The 23102-nt window shown below is 40.3% G+C and carries 20 protein-coding genes; 13 read left to right on the top strand and 7 right to left on the bottom strand.

The features are described 5' to 3' along the window. Positions 1–14: 14 nt before the first annotated feature. The 6 genes from R8N23_RS16740 to R8N23_RS16715 all read right to left on the bottom strand — a co-directional run bounded on the left by R8N23_RS16740 (position 15) and on the right by R8N23_RS16715 (position 6887). Positions 15–2702, bottom strand: coding sequence for a hypothetical protein (locus tag R8N23_RS16740; protein WP_318172762.1), 2688 nt, complete (start codon positions 2700–2702; stop codon positions 15–17). A gap of 3 nt (positions 2703–2705) precedes the next feature. After that, positions 2706–2993, bottom strand: a complete 288-nt coding sequence (gatC, locus tag R8N23_RS16735; protein ID WP_318172761.1) for an Asp-tRNA(Asn)/Glu-tRNA(Gln) amidotransferase subunit GatC — start codon at positions 2991–2993, stop codon at positions 2706–2708. Between the two features lie 92 nt (positions 2994–3085). Further along, positions 3086–4054: an arsenosugar biosynthesis arsenite methyltransferase ArsM gene (arsM, locus tag R8N23_RS16730; RefSeq protein ID WP_318172760.1), complete on the bottom strand. Its 969-nt coding sequence runs from the start codon at positions 4052–4054 to the stop codon at positions 3086–3088. Positions 4055–4253: 199 nt separating this feature from the next. Then, positions 4254–5303 (bottom strand): arsenosugar biosynthesis radical SAM (seleno)protein ArsS, encoded by a 1050-nt coding sequence (gene arsS / locus R8N23_RS16725; RefSeq protein WP_318172759.1) that lies wholly within the window; start codon positions 5301–5303, stop codon positions 4254–4256. Positions 5304–5454: 151 nt separating this feature from the next. Beyond that, positions 5455–5790 carry an arsenosugar biosynthesis-associated peroxidase-like protein gene (locus tag R8N23_RS16720; protein ID WP_318172758.1) on the bottom strand — a complete coding sequence of 112 codons (336 nt, stop codon included), beginning with the start codon at positions 5788–5790 and terminating at the stop codon, positions 5455–5457. A 581-nt stretch (positions 5791–6371) separates the two neighbouring features. Next, positions 6372–6887: a DUF4924 family protein gene (locus R8N23_RS16715; protein ID WP_318172757.1), complete on the bottom strand. Its 516-nt coding sequence runs from the start codon at positions 6885–6887 to the stop codon at positions 6372–6374. A gap of 103 nt (positions 6888–6990) precedes the next feature. Between R8N23_RS16715 and lepA the strand changes: the two genes are divergently transcribed. The 9 genes from lepA (at position 6991) to R8N23_RS16670 (ending at position 19087) form a co-directional block, all read left to right on the top strand. Beyond that, positions 6991–8778, top strand: coding sequence for a translation elongation factor 4 (lepA, locus tag R8N23_RS16710; protein ID WP_318172756.1), 1788 nt, complete (start codon positions 6991–6993; stop codon positions 8776–8778). Positions 8779–8825: 47 nt separating this feature from the next. Then, complete coding sequence (locus tag R8N23_RS16705) at positions 8826–9698, top strand: bifunctional 5,10-methylenetetrahydrofolate dehydrogenase/5,10-methenyltetrahydrofolate cyclohydrolase (RefSeq protein WP_318172755.1); 873 nt, start codon at positions 8826–8828, stop codon at positions 9696–9698. A gap of 41 nt (positions 9699–9739) precedes the next feature. Beyond that, positions 9740–10321: a 7-carboxy-7-deazaguanine synthase QueE gene (locus R8N23_RS16700; RefSeq protein ID WP_318172754.1), complete on the top strand. Its 582-nt coding sequence runs from the start codon at positions 9740–9742 to the stop codon at positions 10319–10321. Between the two features lie 29 nt (positions 10322–10350). Continuing rightward, positions 10351–12282: an OmpA family protein gene (locus R8N23_RS16695; RefSeq protein ID WP_318172753.1), complete on the top strand. Its 1932-nt coding sequence runs from the start codon at positions 10351–10353 to the stop codon at positions 12280–12282. Positions 12283–12448: 166 nt separating this feature from the next. Beyond that, complete coding sequence (locus R8N23_RS16690; RefSeq protein WP_318172752.1) at positions 12449–15616, top strand: SusC/RagA family TonB-linked outer membrane protein; 3168 nt, start codon at positions 12449–12451, stop codon at positions 15614–15616. 28 nt (positions 15617–15644) lie between these two features. Next, positions 15645–17105 (top strand): SusD/RagB family nutrient-binding outer membrane lipoprotein, encoded by a 1461-nt coding sequence (locus tag R8N23_RS16685; RefSeq protein WP_318172751.1) that lies wholly within the window; start codon positions 15645–15647, stop codon positions 17103–17105. 28 nt (positions 17106–17133) lie between these two features. Further along, positions 17134–17859, top strand: a complete 726-nt coding sequence (locus R8N23_RS16680; protein ID WP_318172750.1) for a hypothetical protein — start codon at positions 17134–17136, stop codon at positions 17857–17859. Between the two features lie 28 nt (positions 17860–17887). Beyond that, entirely contained in the window at positions 17888–18382 is a 495-nt protein-coding gene (locus tag R8N23_RS16675) for a lipid-binding protein (protein ID WP_318172749.1), read from the top strand. Between the two features lie 99 nt (positions 18383–18481). Beyond that, entirely contained in the window at positions 18482–19087 is a 606-nt protein-coding gene (locus R8N23_RS16670) for a hypothetical protein (protein ID WP_318172748.1), read from the top strand. A 3-nt stretch (positions 19088–19090) separates the two neighbouring features. Here the strand turns inward: R8N23_RS16670 and R8N23_RS16665 are convergent, their stop codons facing one another. Further along, the gene (locus tag R8N23_RS16665; RefSeq protein ID WP_318172747.1) at positions 19091–19402 is read right to left on the bottom strand and encodes an iron-sulfur cluster assembly accessory protein; all 312 of its coding nucleotides are present in this window, start codon (positions 19400–19402) and stop codon (positions 19091–19093) included. A 53-nt stretch (positions 19403–19455) separates the two neighbouring features. Here R8N23_RS16665 and R8N23_RS16660 point away from each other — a divergent pair, with 53 nt between their 5' ends. The 4 genes from R8N23_RS16660 to pheT all read left to right on the top strand — a co-directional run bounded on the left by R8N23_RS16660 (position 19456) and on the right by pheT (position 23101). After that, on the top strand, positions 19456–19977 hold the full coding sequence (locus R8N23_RS16660; protein ID WP_318172746.1) for a hypothetical protein: 522 nt from the start codon (positions 19456–19458) through the stop codon (positions 19975–19977). Between the two features lie 10 nt (positions 19978–19987). Then, entirely contained in the window at positions 19988–20386 is a 399-nt protein-coding gene (locus tag R8N23_RS16655) for a YkvA family protein (protein WP_318172745.1), read from the top strand. Further along, positions 20383–20565, top strand: coding sequence for a hypothetical protein (locus R8N23_RS16650; protein WP_318172744.1), 183 nt, complete (start codon positions 20383–20385; stop codon positions 20563–20565). The genes R8N23_RS16655 and R8N23_RS16650 overlap by 4 nt, the downstream gene beginning before the upstream one ends. Before the next feature lie 121 nt (positions 20566–20686). Beyond that, positions 20687–23101 carry a phenylalanine--tRNA ligase subunit beta gene (gene pheT, locus R8N23_RS16645; RefSeq protein WP_318172743.1) on the top strand — a complete coding sequence of 805 codons (2415 nt, stop codon included), beginning with the start codon at positions 20687–20689 and terminating at the stop codon, positions 23099–23101. The last annotated feature ends 1 nt before the right edge of the window (position 23102 follow it).

The following is a 23102-nucleotide window of genomic DNA, read 5'->3' as shown; positions in this document are numbered from 1 at the left end:
TGTTGTTTTGGTTGTTACCAATCGTGGTCTAATTGGGTTTGGGCTTTTTCTTTTTTGGCTTCGAAGGCAAGTTCATAAACCTGGAAATCTTCTTCAGGCAAAATATCAATTAGTTTGATTAAGGTGTCTTCAGCGAAATCAATCAGTCCGGTGGCCAAACAATGATCGATATATGTCTTTATCAATACTTCCGAATACTTATTGACAGTAATAGCTTCTCTCAAGATCTGATAAGCCATTTCTTCATCTGTTTCCTTAAAGTATTTAGCCGCAGCTAGCACGCCTTCTTCAAAGAATGGGTTGTCGAGTCCAAGGTGTTCAAATAACAATCTTTGGTCGGCTCCTGCGGCTTCTGCTTGAGCCAGCATTCGTTGCTCCTTATCGAATGAATAGCTTCTCCATTGGACGCTATTTTGTTGCATCGCCTCAAAAAGACTGCTCCATTGAGAAGCTTGCACTGAATTTATGGAATCGTTGGCGATGCTTTCTTTACTTAAAAGGAATAGTGCCAAAGACGGGTTTTCTAGCTTTTGATAGGCATGCGCCAAATCTGCTGAAACGTTAGGGTAGTAGGATTCACGGGCGGCTTCCAAATATTTTGAAGCCAATAGCGGTGCATCCAGTTCTAAGCACCATTTACCCAGAAGTGCATTCCATTTTCCGGACTCGTCCTCATAAACCTCCTTGAGTTGATATATAATTTCAATCGCTTGGGCTATTTGACCATTCTGGTAAAGGTTCAGCGCTTTAACAATAGTCAATTCCTTTCTGAATGCGGCATTGTCAGGGGCATCCAGAAATGGGTCTATGAGTTGCAAAAATTCCGGGAGCTTATTTTGATAACAATAAAGCCCAAGATTTTTCAAGTAGCTGTATGTAAATAAATTAAGCGCTATCGAAGGCGGTTGGGTAATGAAGTAGAGGTTCGTTGTGTCATGGCTAATCAATTGATGCGCCAATGTATTACTCTGCAAATCAAACCTTTCTAAGTTTTGGTTATTGTCAGTTTTGACTTCCCATCCATGCATGCTGGCCACGGCTTTCTGATTAGCATCAATGACAGCTTGTTTCCATGATCCAGGTGTACTGTTTTCCAAATAATAAAGGGCTGAGTCTATGACATTGGTTTTGTTGTACAGCAGCGCAAGATTATTTTGTAATGCCCAGTTATTGGGAAATTCTTTTAATCCATCTTGATAGGTGAACAGTGCATCAAAAAATCGACTGCTGTTTTCAAACTCTTTGCCAAGCGATGCATAGGCAAAGCTGGTAGGATTGCTTTTTATTGAATTTTTGAGATAACTCAATCGTTTGAGTGGTTCGTTTTCTTGTTGAGCAAGCTGGTAATTACCATGATGGTTGTAGGTGTTTTTAGATACACTTTCTTGATAATAGTATTTGGCAACAGACTCATTTTCTAACGACAAATTCAAGTCGCCCAGACCATTGTAATACCCTGCCATTCCCAGATACAAACTGGAAAAGTGCGAGCGGAAGAAAAGCGCAGCCACAACAATTAGGCCCGCAATTCTCGATGAGATATAGGGGAAATTATCCTCCACATAGGCAAACTGGTGAACGGGCAGATTTTGTTGCAACTGGGTAATGAAATTGAAAATGATGTACAGGAAAAACATCAGTCCAAATCCAATGTGGCTATATAGAATAATGTTTCGCATGGATTCTATAAAAGCGTCATTGCCATGAAAAGATTGATAGGCCATCGTGATGAACGTCACAAGCCCTAATCCAAGGTATAGAAATGCCGTGTATGGATAATGCGGTAAAAATCGAGCATATAGGTTTTCTCGTGACTTGATACCCCAAATCCCTAATACCGAAGAGCAAGCGATCAACACAAACTCATTGAGGTAGTATATGTCCCAATCCAAATAATGTACTCTGTATAAATAGAGCACAATAAGATTGAGTAAATAAGCCGTGCTTAAAATGAGGAAATGAGTGGTGTTGTTGGAGGCAGATTTTGCATACGGTGTAGTCAGAGAGAGTATGGCGAATATAATTTCGTGCCCAATGATTAGGATAAAAGCCACACAAATCAATATCGCAGGCAAATAGGAAAACCGTGCAAGAAATAGTAAAGGAGTTTCATAAGTACTGCTAAAATGTATCAAACAAAACACCAAAGCCATTAATCCCGTGAATGTCAAAAACCTCAATCCCATTCCAATGTTTTCATTGATCGCATTGAAATAATAGGAGGCCGGAACGAACAGTAGCAATACTATAATGATCGCTGTCTGATTGTAAATGTCAAAGAAGCCGACGTTGCCTATACCACTGAGTACTACTAGCAATATCCAAAGTCCCACACCGATGTAATACCAGAACTTTTCAAGGTAAGTGGAGATAGTTAAACAGCCTATCAAACAGATGTAAAGAAGACCGAGATAGACGTAAGTGTAAGCTGAGGGTAGTATTTTTGATCCGCCAAACACTTTTTGGAAGATCAAGGGCAAGTCAGTGTTGATTGTGCTTTCTATAAACTCAGAATGATTGGAAAAAACAGGAAAGGATAAGTTTTCTATATAACCTGTCAACTTCCAATAATAAAATGGACTTAAGCCTCCCCATTCTATCGCCAAAAAGCTGATGATAAAAATCAGAAATACAGATAACAGTATTTTAAAAATGAGTTTGAATGAGGAATCCCATTCATTCCAGAAAGCAAATTTGTTCATAGATTACTTGAGTACCTTAGGTACAATGAAATGGCCTTGATCACTCTCAGGGGCGTTTTTCAATGCCTCATCTCCAGAGAAATAGTTATTGGCCTTGTCTTCTCTCAATTGAATAGGTTCTTCATTGACGTTGCCTAGTGGTTCAACATTCGATGTGTCCACTTCTTCTAGTTTCTCCACCCAATCGAGGATATCACCCAGGTCTTCACCCATCTTCTCTTGTTCTTTTTCGGTAAGCTCGAGCCTGGAAAGGTGAGCCAATTTTTGAACAGTTTTTTTATCTATTGCCATTTGAATTTACACTAAGCCCCAAATTTAACAAAAGATGTGTGTTGGGCGACTAGTCCTAAGAACAAAAAGGCATCTACTGATGATAAACAACGCTAACAGCAACCTCCACCGTCGTAGAAATAGGTGGATTCGGTAATGTGAATATCGTCTCTTTCCAAACTCGCTAAGGCTCCAGCCGTCTTATCACACACAGCTAGCGGTTGATTTTGTATCAAAACGTGTCCTTTTTTATCATCCAAGTATTCTTCTTTTCCATAGTAAATGGCTGCCTTGCCAGTAAAAACACAAGGGCCATCATCTGGCATGGGGTCTTTGATGGCGCAAACTTCGAGACTTTCTATAATGATGTTTTCATCAATGTCGTAGTGGTTAGGAGACAGGATTCTATAGGGTCTTTTGGCTCGGATTTCTACTGTACCAAATCCTACATCAGTCAGCATTTTTATGTAATCTTTCATGGGGATGGAGCCACTCAGGCAAAGTGCCCTGAGTTTTTCATCTTCTTTTAAATGCTCTGGCATGTATTGGTCGCAGATTGGATCAGACATCACCAATCGACCATGCGGCTTCAAAACCCGATACATTTCTTGAAGTGCCTTTTTGAGTTCGTCGGCTTTGAAGATGTTAAACAAACAGTTTTGTGCAGCTACATCAATCGATTCATCCGCTACTGGCAAATCCAAGGCGTCTCCTTTTTTCAACTCTACAAAATCGCTGCTAAACCAATCATTTTCCGCTTCGGCTTGCTTGAAGTTTTGTTTGGAGGCTTCCAGCATCTCATCTACGACGTCCACGCCTAGGACACCACCTTTTTTTCTGCTGAAGTAGGAAAATTGTAATAACTCCATACCACCACCAACACCTACATACAAGATGTTTGGATGGTTGACCAAGTCCCTCGGGTGGACCGTCGTGCCACAGCCATAGTTCATCTTTTGCATGATCTTCGGCATGCTGAGTCCTGGTAGTTGCCAGATAGGAGAGGTGGTGCAGCAAAGGCCTATGTCTGGAGTAAGTGCTGCGGCTTTATATACGTCTTTGGTGGTTTCTAAATAACTCAATGGATAATGATTAAATAAAAGTGAATAATAAAATAGTTGTCAAAGCCATACTTTTCACGTGTTTAAATGTTTCTCCTCAAGCCGGACAGGCTCTTACTTTTTGCATTGCCAAAAAAGTAAGCAAAAACGCTAGAAAATTTCAAAACTCACTTCGTTCAAACAGTGAAATTTTCAAATTGATTATGTACCTGCAATACCACTACGTGGTAACTCCCCCACAACTAGACCCTGCGCCAGCGGTACAGCCATAGCAATGATTGTTCAAGATAATTTCTCTTTTAGTTAGCAAGTCAACATTAAAATCTCTGATGTGGTTCGGAGCGCCGTGATTTAATTTGAGATCCAGCATCTGGTTGAAGTCGCAATCAAACAAATAACCATCCCAGCCAATGGATATCGTATTTCTACACATCACGCCATCTACGGCTGCAGGATTGAAGGCATCAATCAGCTTCTGCATGTAGTCTTCGTAGTTCTCTGAAGCCACTAGATAATCCAAAAATCTTGAGATCGGTAAATTGGTAATCGCATACAATTCGTTGAATGCGATATCATAACCATCCTTCAGCTTTCGTTTAAATTCTGCTTCTAAACCGGCTTGATCGGCTGGTAAGAACGCACCGGATGGATTGTATACCAAATTCAATTTCAAATCTGAATCAGCCAAGCCATACCCTACATTATTTAGCATTTTTAATGCTTGGATAGACTTTTCAAAGACACCTTCTCCTCGCTGTGCGTCTGTACGGCGAGCAGAGAAATGAGGCAATGAGGATACAACTTCAACTTTGTGTTTTTTGAAGAACAGTGGCAGGTCGTTGTACTTTTTGCTGGCTAAAATGATGGTGAGGTTGCAGCGGACGATGATGTGCTTGCCGCGCCTCGAAAGTTCCTCTACAAACCAGCGAAAGTCGGGGTTCATTTCGGGCGCACCACCAGTCAAATCAATGGTAGATATATCTGATTGGTCCAGCGCATCAAGACATAGCTGCATGGTCTCGCGGGTCATGATCTCTTTGCGATCTGGGCCAGCATCTACATGGCAATGTTTGCAAACTTGGTTGCACATTTTTCCCAGGTTCACTTGGAATATGTCAATGCTAGTGGGTTTAAAAGACGATTTGCCTAATTCTTCTAATCGGTGAGAAAAACTGACCTGTTCCAAATCTTCAAGAATAGCAATTTGCTTGTCTGTATGACTCAGCTGATGGTCTTGCCCCTGTAGTGATATTTTTCGCTCTTTTAGCATTAATTTAATTTACTGTTCAAAGTCTCAAAAGACATATTGACCGTCATCACGAGTGAAACGAAGTGATCTTAATCTCGATTACGGTATTATTGATAAGATTGCTTCACCGTGTTCGCAATGACGGAGCGTTTTTGAGGCTTTTTAATTCATTTCACATCGTCAAATCATCAATTTTATTCATCATCTGCACGCCATGCACCAGCAAAGCACCGCTTTTGATGGCCGCTGCCACATGAATGGCCTCCATCATCTGGGTTTCGTCAGCACCCTTTTCCAGCGAATCTGAAGTGTAGGCATCTATGCAGTACGGACATTGCACGGCATGAGATACAGCGAGTGCGATCAGCGACTTTTCTCTCTGCGTCAAGGCACCTTCTTTGAATACGTCGCCGTAGTAGTCGAAGAATTTCTTACCTAGTTCCGGTTGCAGTTCTGTGATATTGCCAAATTTCTTTAGATCCTTAGGATCGTAGTATGTCTTATCCATGTTTGTATTGGTTATTTGTAGGCAGGTGAAATTTAAAATCTTGAATTTAAAATTTCTATCCCAATAACCATTAGTGATGGGAAATAATTCCAATTATTAGTTGAAAGTCATCCCTAATTGTCATTTCGACGATAGGAGAAATCTTAACGTCATCATTTGCGGAATTGATTTCGATAAGATTTCTCTCTTCACCTTCCTCCGGTCGGATCGTTCGAAATGACAAAGAACTACGTCATGGCCCGGTGATAGTACTACTTATCTGTCTGATTTCTGCTTGGTTAATGTCATCCCGTAGCTTGCGGAGGGATCTCCTTAGTATATGGCAGGCTGCAAGCTTCTGAGGAGATTTCTCCAGTCATCCGACTGTCGTCGAATTCCTTGCGAAATGACAATTTGATTATAATCAATCAGAGTCCCTTTCAGGTGACTCTGAGGGTGTTGAAAAGAACCATGTCATAGCCCGGCGATAGTCCGGGCTATCTGTCTGCTTAGTGCAGAAGGAAGCGTTGCATTTGCGCTAACCGCTAGCAGATCACCCGAATGGCTCGTGTGATGACGGTAGAAGTGATTAGTTTCAGAAATTAATTCGCCCCTTTCATCTCCTCATACTTAAAACTAAGAAGTGAAAGCAAGTCCCCAAAACGATCGACCATGGTTTGGTCTTCCGGGTCGATGTTTCTTTCTGCGATTTTGAGGAGGAGGAAACCGTAGATGCCGTTGAGGCAGATTTGGATCTCGTCGCGGATCGCGCCCTTGGCGTGGCTCATGTTGTTTTCGATGAAGGGTAGGGCTTTTTGGTAGACACCGTAGTAGTTTTCGTCATCAGCTTTAAGTTGGTCGTGGAGTTTGCTGAGTGTAGCGACCAGCTCATTCACTTCCTGTAAATGACCTTTTTCTTCGATCCCCTGATCCTTCATTTTTTGCATGAATTCTTCGTAGTGGTTGACCTCAGCCAGTTTCTCTTTGTCAGAGATGGGGAAGAAATTAATCACCTGATTGCCAAACTTTTCCAGATCAAAATGATAGGCTCTCATCAAATCTTCTTTGCGATAGATGGAGATGATATACTCTGAAATATTGTTGGATTGCTCGGTCATAACTGACTTATTATTAATTAATGAAAAACTACCTGTTCATCTTTGAATCAGAATGCAAAACTGAACTAAACTTTATCTATTTTTGCATTCGTTTTTGAAAAAAATGGAGAACATAAGAAATTTCTGCATCATTGCACACATTGATCACGGCAAGAGCACCTTGGCGGATCGTTTATTACAGCACACCGGGACGGTTTCGGATCGAGACATGCAAGAGCAATTGCTCGATGACATGGACTTGGAACGTGAGCGTGGCATTACGATTAAAAGTCATGCCATTCAGATGGGCTACCACTTTGAGGGTAAGGATTATACCCTCAACTTGATCGACACCCCAGGTCACGTAGATTTTTCTTACGAAGTTTCTAGATCTATTGCTGCCTGCGAAGGGGCATTATTGATTGTAGATGCTTCTCAAGGTATCGAAGCACAGACTATTTCCAATTTGTATTTGGCACTAGAGCATGATTTGGAGATCATACCAGTGCTCAACAAAATTGACCTTCCAGGCGCTATGCCTGAGGAAGTGTCGGATCAAATCATAGATTTGATTGGGTGCGACAAAGAAGATATTATCCACGCCAGTGGAAAAACAGGAATAGGGGTTGATGATATCCTTGCCGGAATTGTGAACCGTATTCCAGCACCGAAAGGCAAAAAAGAAGAGCCGCTGCAGGCCATGATTTTCGATTCTGTTTTCAACTCATTTAGAGGAATCGAAGTAATCTTTCGGGTTTTCAATGGCTCGATCAAAAAGGGAGATAAAGTAAAATTTGTGGCGACTGGCAAAACTTATGATGCAGACGAAATCGGTATTCTCGGATTACAGCAGAAGCCTCAGCAAGAAATTTCAGCCGGAAATGTGGGCTACCTCATTTCTGGAATCAAGGTAGCGAAGGAAGTAAAAGTGGGGGATACCATCACTCACGTAGATCGCCCTACTCAGGAGATGATCAAAGGTTTCGAAGACGTGAAGCCGATGGTATTTGCGGGTATCTATCCTGTAGAAACTACGGACTACGAAGAACTTCGAGCATCTATGGAAAAACTTCAGCTCAACGATGCTTCGTTGATCTGGGAACCAGAGACATCAGCCGCCTTAGGTTTTGGATTCCGATGTGGATTCCTCGGTATGCTGCACATGGAGATCATTCAGGAGCGTTTAGAGCGTGAGTTTGATATGACTGTGATCACCACGGTGCCATCGGTGCAGTTCAAAGCGCAGATGACAGACGGATCGGAGATTTTTATCAATGCACCGTCGGAAATGCCTGACCCGAGTAGAATCAAAGACATTGAAGAGCCGTACATCAAAGCGCAGATTATTAGCAAGGCCGATTTTGTGGGGCCAATTATTTCTCTTTGTATGGACAAAAGGGGAACGATACAGAATCAGGTGTATCTGACTTCTGAGCGTGTAGAGCTGACTTTTGATATTCCGTTGTCTGAGATTGTATTTGACTTCTTTGACAAGTTGAAGACGATATCGAGAGGTTATGCTTCTTTAGATTACGAATTGACGGGCTTGAGACCTTCAAAATTGGTGAAGCTAGATATCATGCTCAATGGCGAGCCAGTTGATGCACTTTCTGCTATTGTCCACAGAGACAAGGCGTACGAATGGGGCAAGAGACTGTGTGAAAAACTAAAAGAATTGATTCCAAGACAGATGTTTGAGATTCCGATCCAGGCGTCTATTGGAAATAAGATTATCGCAAGAGAAACGGTGAAGGCAATGCGTAAAAACGTATTGGCCAAGTGTTATGGCGGTGATATTTCGCGTAAGCGTAAATTGCTAGAAAAGCAGAAGAAAGGTAAGAAGCGTATGCGTCAGGTCGGAAATGTAGAAATTCCGCAGGATGCATTTATGGCGGTATTGAAATTGGATTAAAGTCAAAATTCCTCATTGACCCAAAGCAAACAGGAAAACAAGAAAAGATGGCTACAATAATCGATGGTAAAAAGATATCTGCAGATATCAAATCAGAAATCAAAGCACAAGTAGACGAGCTCAAGGCTAAGGGCAAGCGAGCGCCTCATTTGGCTATTATTATTGTGGGCGATGACGGTGCCAGCCACACTTATGTAGGAGGGAAAATCAAAGCCTGTGCTGCTGTGGGATTTGAATATACGTTGATGCAGTTTGCCGAGAGCATCTCTGAAGAGAAGCTGCTCAAGCATGTGCATAACCTGAATACTGACGATGATATTGATGGGTTTATCGTTCAGTTGCCACTGCCTGCGCATATCTCTGTGGATAAAGTGACCGAAAGTATTTCTGCTGAAAAAGATGTGGATGGATTCGTTAATGAAAACTTTGGCAGTATTACCTCTGATCATCCGAAATTGATGCCAGCTACGCCTTTTGGTGTCATGGAGCTGTTGAAGCGATACGAGATTGAAACAGAAGGAAAAAATTGTGTGATTGTAGGTGCCAGTCGTTTGGTTGGGGCGCCTTTGGCTCTAATGCTTTCAAAAGAAGGAAATGCTACAGTCTCACTTTGCAACAAGTACACCAAAGACTTGGCCAATCACACGAGACAGGCGGATATACTAATTTCAGCTGTAGGGTTGCCAGGGTTGATCACCAAAGACATGGTGCAAAAGGGCGCTGTAGTCATCGACGTGGGAACCACACGAGTAGAAGATGCATCAAAGAAATCAGGTTTTAGATTGTCTGGCGATGTGGATTACGAAGAGGTGGAGGCAATTGCGAGTCACATCACACCTGTACCTGGTGGTGTAGGTCCGATGACCATCGCTTCTTTGATGATTAATACGCTACAAGCTGCCAAGAAGAACCTGCTGTAAGTTTGACCTTCATTCCCAAAATATCAGAGAAGCTACCCATTATGGAGATTTTTTACTCCATCCAAGGGGAGGGTTTTTATTCTGGTAAACCAGCCATATTCGTGAGATTAGGCGGATGTGATGTGGGCTGTGTCTGGTGCGATGTGAAAGAATCCTGGAATGAGGAGGATCATCCTTTTTTCACTATTGACGAAATCATAAAAGAACTCAGTCAGTATCCATGCAAAACTTTGATTATCACTGGTGGAGAGCCTTTGATGTATGATTTGAGTGCATTGACTTCCCGATTGAAATCAGAAGGCTATCGATTGCATATAGAGACTTCAGGCGCTTATCCGATGTCAGGTACATGGGATTGGGTTTGTTTTTCTCCAAAGAAGTTCAAAGCACCGCATGAATCTGTTTATAGTCAGGCGCATGAATTGAAAGCCATCGTTTTCAATAAGTCAGACTTTAAATTTGCTGAGGAGCATGCAGCGAGAGTAGAAGAAAAATGCATGTTGTATTTGCAACCAGAATGGGGCAAAGCCGATCAAATGACAGAAAAGATCATTGACTACGCCAAAGCGCATCCACAATGGAATATTTCATTACAAACGCACAAATACCTCAATATTCCATAATATCTTCGTTATTGCATAAAACGAGTCTTATGAGAATTGCCATTACCACCTTATTTTTCCTTACTTGCTTTACTGTATTTGGCCAATACACGAAGTATCACACCACCGACAAAAGGGCTGAGAAGTATTACGAAGAGGCTCGACAGTATCTGAAAAGAGCGCAGTTTCGAGAAGCTTTTGAGCCTTTGCAAGATGCCTTGGATAAAGATCCTAATTTTATCGAGGTTTGGTTGGCTATGGGTAGTGCCAATTATCGTTTAGGTAGATATGATGAAACCTTGGCGGCTCTTCAAAAGGCATTGGAGATTGATCCAGATTATCCTAAATCTATCTATGCTTATTTTCTGATTGGTGAGATTTACTTCAAACAAGCTAATTATGAAGACTCCAAGGCTTACTTAGGACATTATCTATCACGAGACGACACCGAGATCCAGAAGCGAAAGCAGGCAGAAGTGATGGTTGATAATTGTCAATTTGCTTTGTCTGCTATGGAAACTCCTTTTGAATACAATATTCAGATTTTGCCCGATCACGCCAATACATTCGCGCTACAATATTTTCCTGTGCTTTCTGTGGATCAGAAAAAAATCTACTTCACTCGTAGAGAGGGATTATCTGTTCAGCATGACGAGGATATCTTCTACAGCAATAAATTGGAAGACGGAAGCTGGTCAGTGCCTGTGTCGGTTTCGGAAAATATTAACTCCGCTTACAATGAAGGTGCGGCGTCTCTTTCTGCAGATGGGCGAATGCTAGTGTTCACTTCCTGTGATGGACGCAGGGGATTTGGAAGTTGTGATATATATGTTTCGTATAAGGAGGGTGATAACTGGTCAACCCCAGAGAATATGGGTAATATGATCAACTCTGCGGCATGGGAAGCTCAAGCTTCACTCTCAGCTGACGGACGCACGATATATTTTGTTTCTAATAGGCAAGGAGGGTTTGGTCGAAAGGATATTTGGTCTTCTTCTAAAAACAAGAAAGGAAAGTGGGAAGAGGCTGTAAATCTTGGAAAAAAAATTAACACAAATAAAGACGAAATATCGCCCTTTATTCATGCAAACGGTGAGTCGATTTATTACTCTTCAAACGGTAAAGTTGGGCTAGGTGGATTGGATATTTATATGAGTGAAAGGACTGATTCTATTTGGTCTGAACCGGTGAATTTAGGTTACCCTTTGAACGATGCGCATGACCAATTGTCGCTTTATATTTCCTCCGATGGAGAGAAGGGTTACTACACCATAGAAAAGAAAGATCGAGGCAACTTTGAAAGTAAATTATACAGCTTCGATCTACCAGATAGCTTTCGTGTTTCTAATCGGAGTTCCTATCTAAAGGGGACAGTAAGAGATGCCGAGTCGGGTGCTCCACTTCAGGCAAATATTAAGTTGTATAAATTGAATAATGAGAAATATTATTCTGAGCTTTTATCAGATAAGAAGACCGGAGACTATACGGTTGTATTATCTGAGTCTAACCAGTATGGACTCTATATTTCCTCTCCTGGCTATTTATTCCAAGATTTTTCATTTTCATTCGATGATATTAATGGCTTTGATTCGAATCTTTTGGATATCAATTTAGAGCCTGTTAAGGTGGGGAAAACTACAGTTTTAGGAAATATATTCTTTGACTTCAATGAGTTTTCTTTGCAGCGAAAATCTATGTCAGAGCTAAAGGAAGTTTATGATTTTCTTAAACAAAACCCTGGTGTGAAAGTGGAAATATCTGGTCACACTGATAATGTGGGGTCGGCCGAATACAACATGGAGTTGTCAACCAAAAGAGCCAAGTCTGTGTATGATTTTTTACGATTCAAAAGGATCAGTGAAGAGCAGATTTCATACAAAGGCTACGGGCAAGGCCATCCAATTGCCCCCAACGATAATTTGGAGAATCAATCTAAAAATAGAAGGATTGAGTTTAAAATCTTAGGAATATCTGGTGATTAAGAATAATAAATTTGGGTTTGCCGTTTTCACCCTATAATTCTCTTTTCTTATAGAAATGTCCGTGAAATAACGTTTCTATTTTTTTGTCTTAGCCCTGTAAGGGTAAAAATGTTACACGCTTTTATAGGCCCGTTAAACATATTTTATCATTTAAAACTAAGACAATATGAAAAAACTACTACTAAGTATCATGTTGCTGTCTGCACTCATAGGTGAGTCGTGGGCGCAAGATCGTACCGTGTCTGGAAAGGTGTCATCCAAAGATGACGGATCTACCTTACCGGGTGTTACGGTCATCCTGAAGGGAACCACGAACGGAACTACTTCGGATTTGGACGGTAATTGGAAATTGAGCGTTCCTTCAGAAGGAGGCATACTCGTATTTTCGTTCGTAGGTATGTCAGCACAGGAAGTGGAAGTTGGTAATCGATCTGTAATAGACATTTCAATGGAAACGGACGCACAACAATTATCTGAGGTTGTTGTTACCGCACAGGGAATTGAAAGAGATGTTAGGAGTTTAGGATACTCTGCTTCTCAGGTAAATTCAGAAGAGGTAACCCGAGGTAGAACCACAGATGTTATGAGTTCTTTACAGGGAAAGGTAGCAGGTGTTAATATCACAACAGCATCTGGTGCTCCTGGAGCGTCTACTAAAGTGATTTTGAGAGGTTATTCTTCTATTGGAGGGTCAAACAACCCATTATATATTGTAGATGGTGTGCCAATCAACAATAGTTCGAATAATTTCAATGCCACAACTTCTGCTACAGATGTAAACAGAAATCAGGATTTTGGTAATAGAGCCAATGATATCAATCCGGATGATGTGGAGTCTGTGACAATATTGAAAGGAGCGTCAGCTACAGCACTTTATGGATCTAGAGCTGCCAATGGTGTAATTGTAATTACCACCAAAAAAGGAAAGTCTCAAGATGGAGTTAGAGTAGCATTTTCAAGTTCCGCTACATTCACTCGCCCATTGAGATTGCCACAGCTTCAAAATGAATTTGGTCAAGGTTGGAGTGGTCACTATGCTTCTGAAGAAAACGGAAGTTGGGGACCAAGATTAGACGGAGAAGATAGATTGTGGGGTAATGTGGTAGATAATAGCCAGCAGATCAAGAGTTTCGAAGCAAGAGATAATTTGAAGGATTTTTATGAGACCGGTACTTCATATATCAATACTGTTTCCTTAAGTGGAGGTAATGATTTAGCAACTTATTACTTGTCTTACGGAAATGTAAAGCAAGATGGTATTGTGCCTGGAGATGCTGATGTGCTGGACAGAAACACAATATCGCTCAGAGGAACTTTAAAAGGTGATAAGTTAAGTGCGACCACTAGTATTAATTACTCTAATAAGAAACAAAGTGTAATTACTACTGGACAAGGTGGAGCAGGTACTACCACTTTTCAAGAATTAATTCAAGTCCCTAGGGATATGAGTATTGTTGACTTTAAAGATTATAATGATCCATTTTATAATTTGGATAATTTTTATACTCAGTATGCGCAAAATCCATATTATTCCATCAACGAAAATGGAAATTCATTCAATGAAGATAGAGTTTATGGAAAAGTTGGGCTAACCTACAAATTTACAGATTGGTTAAACGCAACTTATAGGGTAGGAGCCGATGTAGCCAATTCTCAAATTAAAGATTGGATTGCTATAGCTAATACCACACCTGGTTCGCCTAATGGAACGGTAACAGATATACCGGGACAGGTAATGGATCAAACCAGATTCGCAAAAGAAATTGACCATACTTTCATGGTCAATGCATACAAGAATATCACTAATGATTTCAGTCTTTCTGGACTTGTTGGCTTAAACAACAACGAAAGAGAACTTAGAAACCAGACTCAAACAGTTTCTGGATTGGATATTCCTGGTTACTATAATATTAGCAACAGTTCTGCTACTCCTGTAACTACAACTTTTAATTCTAAGAGAAGATTGATTGGCGTATATGGTCAGTTGGAGGCTTCTTATAAGGACATGTTGTTTTTAACTGCTGTAGCAAGAAACGACTGGTCTTCTACACTTCCAAAGAATAACAATTCGTTCTTTTACCCTGGGGTCAACGCAAGTTTTGTATTCTCTGAAGCAACTTCAGTTTTAGATGGAATTTTGTCATTTGGTAAGGTTAGAGCAAGTTGGGGACAAACAGGTAATGATGCATTGCCTTACGCTGTAGAATCTGTCTTGATCCCGGGTCAAGTACTCTTGCCATTTGGTAGTATTAATTTGCCATTCAATGGAGTGAATGCATTTGAGGTTTCAAATATTATTGGAAACCCATCTTTACAGCCAGAGATTACTTCAGAATACGAGATTGGCGCTGATTTGAAATTCTTCAATAATCGATTCGGAGTAGATATAGCTTATTATAATCGATCTACAACTGATCAGATATTGAGAGTAAATGTACCAGTATCTAGTGGCTATACGCAGCAAACTAAGAATATCGGGGAGGTAACCAATCAAGGGATAGAGTTGATGGTCACTATGACGCCAATCAAAACTTCCAATTTTACCTGGGATATCTCGTATAACTATACCAAAAATAAAAACGAAGTGGTCTCATTGACTGATGGGTTGGAATATTTGGTATTACACTCTGCCTATGGTATAGAAATGAGAGCTGTGCCTGGTAAACCAATGGGTGTGATCTATGGACACACAGAAGCTACAACTCCTGATGGAGAAATTATTGTGAATGGTGCAGGTATTCCTACAGTTGCTGACGACAAAGTGGAATACGGAAATGTAAATCCAGATTACACCATGGGGTTAGCTAATTCATTCAAATACAAAAATTTCCGGTTGAATGTGAATTTTGATTACAGACATGGTGGTATCATGTACTCATATACTCAACGTTTGACCATGTTCGTAGGTAATGCTACAAATACGTTGTACAATGAAAGACGTCCTTGGATTGTGCCTAACTCTGTTGTGGATAATGGCGATGGAACTTACTCTGAAAATACAACCGCTGTTGACATGAGTAATGTGAATAGTTTCCATAATCAATCGGATAACCAAAGCAGAAGTAGAGACCATATGCACAGCAAGACTTTCCTTAAACTAAGAGAAGTTTCATTGGGCTATTCTTTTCCAAAGGCATTCTTGGATAGGACACCGCTTTCTAGTTTAGATCTAAATGTAGTAGGTAGAAACTTACTATTGTTTACTCCTGATAGCAATAATCTGATAGACCCTGAGTCTACTACTTTTGGTAATGACTTACTCGGCGAATTTGGAGAATTTGGTGTGGGTCCAACTACTAGAAGTTTAGGTTTTAGCTTAAAGGCTACATTTTAATTAGGTCATATATTTAATGAAAATAATTATGAAAAATATTATAAATATAGGGCTTGCCATGGCCATGCTATTCATGGTGTCCTGTGAAGATTATTTGGATGTAAATACTGATCCAAATAACCCGACAGATGCAACGCCTGGACTCATATTTCCAGCAGCAACATTGTCTGTGGTGAGTGTGATTGGGGGGGATTATGCCATTACTGGCAATCTCTGGTCTCAGTTTTACACACAAAACAATGCGGCAAACCAATACAAATCAATTGATGGCTTTAATATCATCTCTACATTTCAGGGGGCTAGGTTCCAGGAATTGTATGCTGGTGCATTGAATGATTTGAAGTTTGTAAAAACAAAAGCGACTGAAAGTGAGGATTGGAGCTACTATGTGATGGCGACAGCCTTAGAAGCTTACACTTTTCAAATTTTAGCTGATTTGTATGATGAAGTTCCTTTTGATGATGCTTTGTTAGGTGATGAAGGAAATTTCTCTCCTGAGTATCGAAATGGACAAGCTATTTATGATTCTCTGATTGTAAGATTGGACAATGCACTAGCCAAGGATTTGAATGCTATTACAGTTACCAATCCTGGTTCGTCTGATTTGATATTTGGAGGAGATATGGACATGTGGATTCAATTTATTAACACGCTTAAATTGAAAATATACATGAGACAGACTGAAGCAAGACCATCGGTTGCAGAAAGTGGCATTAACGCTTTGTATAGTGCTGGAGTAGATTTTCTTGATGCTTCTGCAGCGGTAGACGATTTTGCTGATCAGGCGAATGCAAGTAATCCACTGTATGAGCAAGATAGACGTCAGCTGAATACAGAGAATAACCTGAAGGCTAGTACAACATTTGTCGATTTCATGACAAATAATGGGGACCCTAGATTAGTTCATCTTTTTGATGTTCCTGTAAACGGTGGAGCTATCACTGGAATGCGTCAAGGAGACTTCAATCTTCCTACAACAGATTTGGATCCTGATAATGTTTCCAGAGCAACTGTTACTGCCCTTGATCCTGTTTATTTCTTCACATTGTCTGAAAGTTTGTTTTTACAAGCTGAGGCAGCAGCTAGAGGTTATGGTACAGGGAATGCGACAACTTTATACAACGCTGCCATTACAGCATCCTTTGATATGTATGGTGAGTCGGCAGCAACTTTTATTGGAACTGGTGGGGCATATGAGTATCCAGCTGGAACTGAAGCTCAAAATGTTGAAGCTATCATGATGCAAAAGTGGGCATCTAATGCTAGAGTCAATGGTTTAGAAGCATGGTTTGATCATTTAAGAACAGGTTATCCAATTGAAAGTACAGATCCAAATTCTTTTGTTTCTGGTCAGTTGAATTATCCAGTAAACGGAGTTACAGGTGGAAGATACCCAAGAAGATATCTTTTCCCTGATAGAGAAGTGAGTAGAAATCCTAATACGCCAGCTCAAAAGGATATTCACACAGCTGTTTGGTGGGATCAATAATAGAATGGGAATCTTAAAAAGTATAAAAATGAAAAATATAATATATATAGGATCTCTTCTTTTAATTTTCGCCCTTTCTGGGTGTGAGGGAGATCTAGAAACGGAAGGCGTTTCAAGAACGACATATTTTGCAAACTTCGAGTTTGAAGGAGAGGAAGTGGAGTATACCACACCAGGAGCATTTACTGATCCAGGAGTGATCGCAACAGAAGATGGAGCCATGTTGGAACATACAACTAGTATATCAGGACTTTATACTGGTTATTCTGATTCTGATGTGGCGGTAATGGATATTTATTCATTTACGTATACAGCGATTAATAGCGATGGCTATCCTGGTAGCGCAGTAAGAACTGTCTATGCTATGAATCCAAACGAGGATATGACGGTTGGTTTGGAAGGCGTATATACAGCGTCGACTGTTCGAAATGATGGAAGTACGTCATCGGATATTGAAGTTTGGATTTCTAAAACAGGAACAAACACTTACACATTGTCTCATGCTTCCGGAGGATTTTATAGTGAAGGTTTTGGATATGGCGATGGGTACAGAGCTGGTGGAGCAACAGTCACCATCAATGACTTGGCTTCTAATGATTTCACCACTACTCAAGGTTTGTATCCCGCATGGGGAAACACCATAACGATTCAGAACTTTGATGTGAACGCAGGTACTAATACAATAACCTACGATGCCATTTCAGATTTTGCATCTGGTAGAACTTGGGTGGTTACATTAGTTCAAACGCCTTAATATTTAGTGTATTTTAAAATAGAAAATCATGAAAAATAAAGTATATAAATTGTTCGTAATTGTTATTTCAATGGGAATAATTACAGCATGTGAATTGGACGATCCTGAAATCGAATATACAGCTGTTACCGAATTATCAGGTGAATGGTATGTTCAATATGAATATCAAGAGACTGATGGATCTTGGACTAATCCACATTGGGGATACTATACAGTGATCACCTCGAATACAGCTGACAATTCTGAAGCCGAAATGCTGATTAACGATACCGAAGGATGGGGAACCATGTACAAAGTTACTGTTAATGGATTTAATTTTTCCGCTACTGAGGCATCAGAATTATCAGGTGGGTCAGCTAATGTAACTGTTACTAACGGCATAGTCATTCAAGATGGAGGACTTTCTACTAGCGGGGTGGTTACGGATAGTATTCACTTCGAGTTTGTTCAGCCAGATGATGACCCTACGGTTTACAGAGCTTCTGGAGTACGTAGAACAGGTTTCTTAGAAGATGAGCATTAATAAAAATTGAAATTCAAATAGTACAAAGGAGCTAAATAGATTTAGCTCCTTTGTTTTTCTAATTTATGTATGAGGTATTTTATTCTAATATTAATGTGTTTGATAGATACATTAACAGGTTTAGCACAAACTCAAAATGACAACGTAGTCAATGAAGAAGTTGGAATCCTTCACGAAAAGAAAATTGTAAAAATGCCAGTCGAAGGGTCTTACTACTTGACTGAAAGTGCTTCGCCTATGACCATTATTCAAAAAGACAGTTTAGTTCATCAAGACATTTATGGAATCTATAATATCAGAGACGACCGGTTTGAAATAGGAAGCATTGCCATTGCGGGTGAAATGGTATGGAAATTTGAGCAAGGTGAAAACATTTATATTCGTGCATCAACGCTCAAACCTTCATTAGAAGAAGGCGATGTTTTTTTTAAGGTGCTCCATGAAGGATTGTATGATTTATATGTAGCCAAAGAAGTTGTCTTCAAGCCAAGTAACTATAATCTGATTATGGATACGGGTAGTCGAAGTGATACTTACATAAAGGAAGACGTTTATTACATGTTTCAGGACCAGAAATTAGTAGTGAAATCTAAGTCGATAAAGAAGATCGGTAAATTTATCGCTGAGAGCAGACCTAGTAATAAATTGAAAAAGCCTAAAACGGAAGCCACTGTCAAAGAATGGCTAGCTCAAATGGATGAATAAGTTTTAGTTCTCCCTATTAAAACAAAAGCCTCTTTCTTCTGAGTCTTCTATGAAGTCAACTTCAAGTCCCATAAGATACATCACATGTTTTTTTTCTATGATTATAGGTACCTCTTGATGAGCATAAGAAATATCTGAGTCTTTGAGCTGGTCAAAACCTAACACATAGCCCATAGCTCCACAACCTCCTCCTTTGATACCGACCCTTAAAGCATACCCTTCTGGAATGCCTTTGTTAGACATGATATTTTTGACTTCTTCGACCGCCTTAGGAGTAATTGTAACTGGTTCCAGACTCATTTTTCTCTCTTCCATTTTTCTATGGCAAAAATACTTATTTTTGGATTACACAATCTAAAATTTAAGTATTGGAGGCACTAACAGATTTCGGAAAAATCATTCTACCAGCAGGGGCAGTTTTGTATGCCATGTTTCTTACCACTCGTATGTTTTTGAACAAGGAGTATGAAAAAAGACTCATCGATATCAAGATCAAAAACAACGATACAGTATTGCCTGTTCGCTTACAAGCTTATGAAAGAATTTGCCTCTTTTTAGAGCGCATAGCGCCTAAAAATTTGATCGTAAGATTAAACGTTGGAGAAATGACAGCTGGAGAATTTCAGCAAGTGCTTTTACATGAAATCCGTGAAGAGTTTGGACACAATCTGTCTCAGCAGGTGTACATGTCTGAAGAGTCTTGGAATCTGGTCAAAAATGCCATGGAAGAAATTATCATGTTGGTGAATGAAGCATCGGGCGACTTGGGAGAAGAAGCTAAAAGCATCGACTTAGCTCGAAAGGTTTTTGAAAAAGTGATAGAAAAGCAGGAGTTAGGCACGGATGTGGCTTTGTCATTCGTTAAAAATGAAATTCAGCAGGTATTTTAATTAGGGATATATGAGTAAGAAAGAAAATTTCAAAAAGTATCAAAAGAAAGCAGAAGAGGTCTTAAAAGACAACAAACGTGTACAGAGCTTGTTAGGCTCCACTCGTGAAAAATTGACTGAAGTGCTGGAGAACAACGATCGACTGAAGGAATTTTCTGAGAAAGTATACGTCATGATTCGCATGGTAAAAGCGCAACTATCAGGAGAGTATCGAGAATTTCCCTGGCGCACGCTGGCCATGATCGTAGGTGCTTTGATCTATTTTATTACTCCACTAGATCTAATTCCAGATGTCATTCCCATCTTAGGCCTGACCGATGATATCTCTATCGTTTACTGGATTTATAAAAGTGTGCAAGAGGATATAGAAAAATTCGAAGAGTGGGAACGAACCATTGAACTTACATGAATATCAAAAAACTGAATCGCTATGGAATCCTTGGCGGATTCATTTTGATTTTTTTGGCCTCACTTCATTTTTATCGCTCCTATCAAGCAGGGTCTCCCCGATGGTTTTATCTGGTCATGGCCTGTGGCATGGGTATCATCCTTTATAATACACTTTTTGGTAAGCGAACGAATAAGTAATCTTGGCCATTTGAGTTTTAAACTTTCATCCTTAAATATTAAACGCGCCAGCGTGCTACATCCTCCCTTATTTTTATAATTTTACGGCTTGTTTTATCTAGAGTAAAAAGCAGGTAGTTTAATGAAGGTTTCTCTGAATTGGTTGAAGGATTTTATTGAGTTGAAAGAAGACTCAAATGTTATCTCTGAAGTATTAACAGACACGGGGTTAGAAGTAGAAGGCTTAGAGAAATTCGAAGAAATCGAAGGCGGGCTGGAAGGATTGGTAATAGGCGAGGTATTGTCTTGCGAAAAGCATCCTGATGCTGATAAATTGAGCCTGACTACAGTCGACATCGGGGCGGACGAGCCCTCACCAATTGTCTGCGGCGCACCCAATGTAGCCAAAGGACAGAAAGTAGTCGTAGCTACCGTAGGCGCGACTTTATACCCGGAAGGAGGCGAGTCATTCAAAATCAAGAAAGCAAAAATTAGAGGTGAAGTATCCTTAGGAATGATCTGTGCCGAAGATGAAATTGGCTTGGGCCAATCGCATGATGGCATCATGGTTTTGGATACAGATTTACCAAACGGCACACCAGCTAGAGACCTGTTTAAACCCGAGACAGATACTGTCATTGAAATTGGACTAACACCAAATCGAGCAGACGGCACTTCCCATTACGGCGTAGCCCGTGATCTCAAGGCAGCCTTCAGAAGACCAACTATTTTTCCAGACTTAAGTGCATTCAAAGTAGATAATCAGTCCACACCTGTGGAAGTAGTGGTAGAAAATTTCGAAGCATGTCCAAGGTTCTCGGGATTAACTATTTCCAATCTTACCATAAAAGAATCACCAAAGTGGTTGAAAAACCGCTTGAAGTGTATTGGCCTGGCGCCGATCAATAATGTAGTAGATATCACCAACTATGTGCTTCACGGTTTGGGGCAGCCACTTCATGCTTATGACATGGCAGATGTGAAGGGCAATAAGATCATCGTGAAGACTTTGCCAAATGGCACGAAATTCACCACACTCGACGAAAAAGAAAGAGAGCTAACGGATAAAGACCTGATGGTTTGTAATGCCGAAGAAGGCATGTGTATCGGTGGTGTATTCGGTGGAATCAACTCAGGCGTAAAAGATAGTACGACTGCCATCTTCTTAGAAGCGGCTTACTTCTCAGCAGATTGGGCAAGAAATACGGCCACTCGACATAGTATCAAGACGGATGCCTCTTTTCGATTCGAAAGAGGTACAGACCCGAATATGACGGTGCATGCACTTAAATATGCGGCTATTTTGATCAAAGAATTGGCTGGTGGAGAAATCAGCTCAGACTTGATTGACATCTACCCAGAGCCAATTGCAGATTTTGAAGTCGATGTAAAGTACAAAAACATTGATCGGTTGATCGGCAAACAAGTGCCACACGACCGCATCAAAGAAATTTTGGAAGACTTGGATATCACGGTTTCCAATGAATCGGAAGAAGGATTCAAAACCACAGTTCCTCCTTACCGAGTGGATGTAACGCGTGAAGCCGATGTGATTGAAGAGATTCTTCGAATCTATGGTTACAACAATGTAGAGTTGGAAGAGAACTATGGGGCGGATTATTTGGCTGCTTTTCCAACACCAGATAAAGATAAAATTCAATCGAAGACGACAGACTTTTTAGCTGCTCAGGGATTCAATGAAATTATTAGCAACTCATTGACTAATCCTGAATATGTAACCAAAACGGAAATTTGGGATAGCAAGCTAAATGTGGAAGTACTCAATAAGTTGAGCGAAGAGCTGGGTGTGATGAGACAAACGATGGTCTTCTCCGGATTAGAGTCTTTAAAATACAATATCAACAGGAAACAGACCAACTTGAAGTTCTTCGAGTTTGGTAGGATTTATACCGCTGAAGAAGGTCAATACAAGGAGCACGAACAGCTAGCCTTGTTTTTGACTGGCGAGCAAATGGATGAAAGTTGGAATGTGGATAAAAAGTCGATTGATTTTTACAACATATCATCCACAGTTCATAAAATTTTAGATAAATTTAGCATTACTGAATTCGATTCCGTACCGACCAACAATCCTGTTTTCGACTATGGTTTAGATATCTCAAAAGATGGCCAGTTATTGGTATCCTTGGGAAAGGTGAACAGAAAGGTTCAGAAAGTAGCAGAAGTAAGCCAAGATGTATTCTACGCTGAGTTCAATTGGGCCAAAATGCTGAAAAAGTATGGTAAAAAGATACTATACAAACCAGTTCCTAAATTCCCAGAAGTTAGAAGAGACTTGTCGTTAGTGATTGACGAGCAAGTGAGTTTCCAACAAATCATGGAACTGGCTAAGAAAGAATCTAGAAAGTTGGTCAAAAGGATTAACGTATTCAGTGTCTATCAAGGGGAGAGCATTGGTGAAGGAAAGAAGTCTTACGCTTTGAGTTTTATCCTGCAGGATGAAAATAAGACACTCAACGATAAGGCGATAGACAAAACAATGAATGGTTTAATTACCTGTTTTGAAAGAGACCTAAACGCAATAATTAGAAAGTAAT

This window comes from Reichenbachiella sp. (assembly GCF_033344935.1).
Classification (GTDB): domain Bacteria; phylum Bacteroidota; class Bacteroidia; order Cytophagales; family Cyclobacteriaceae; genus Reichenbachiella.
This window is presented reverse-complemented; position numbering and strand designations above follow the sequence as displayed.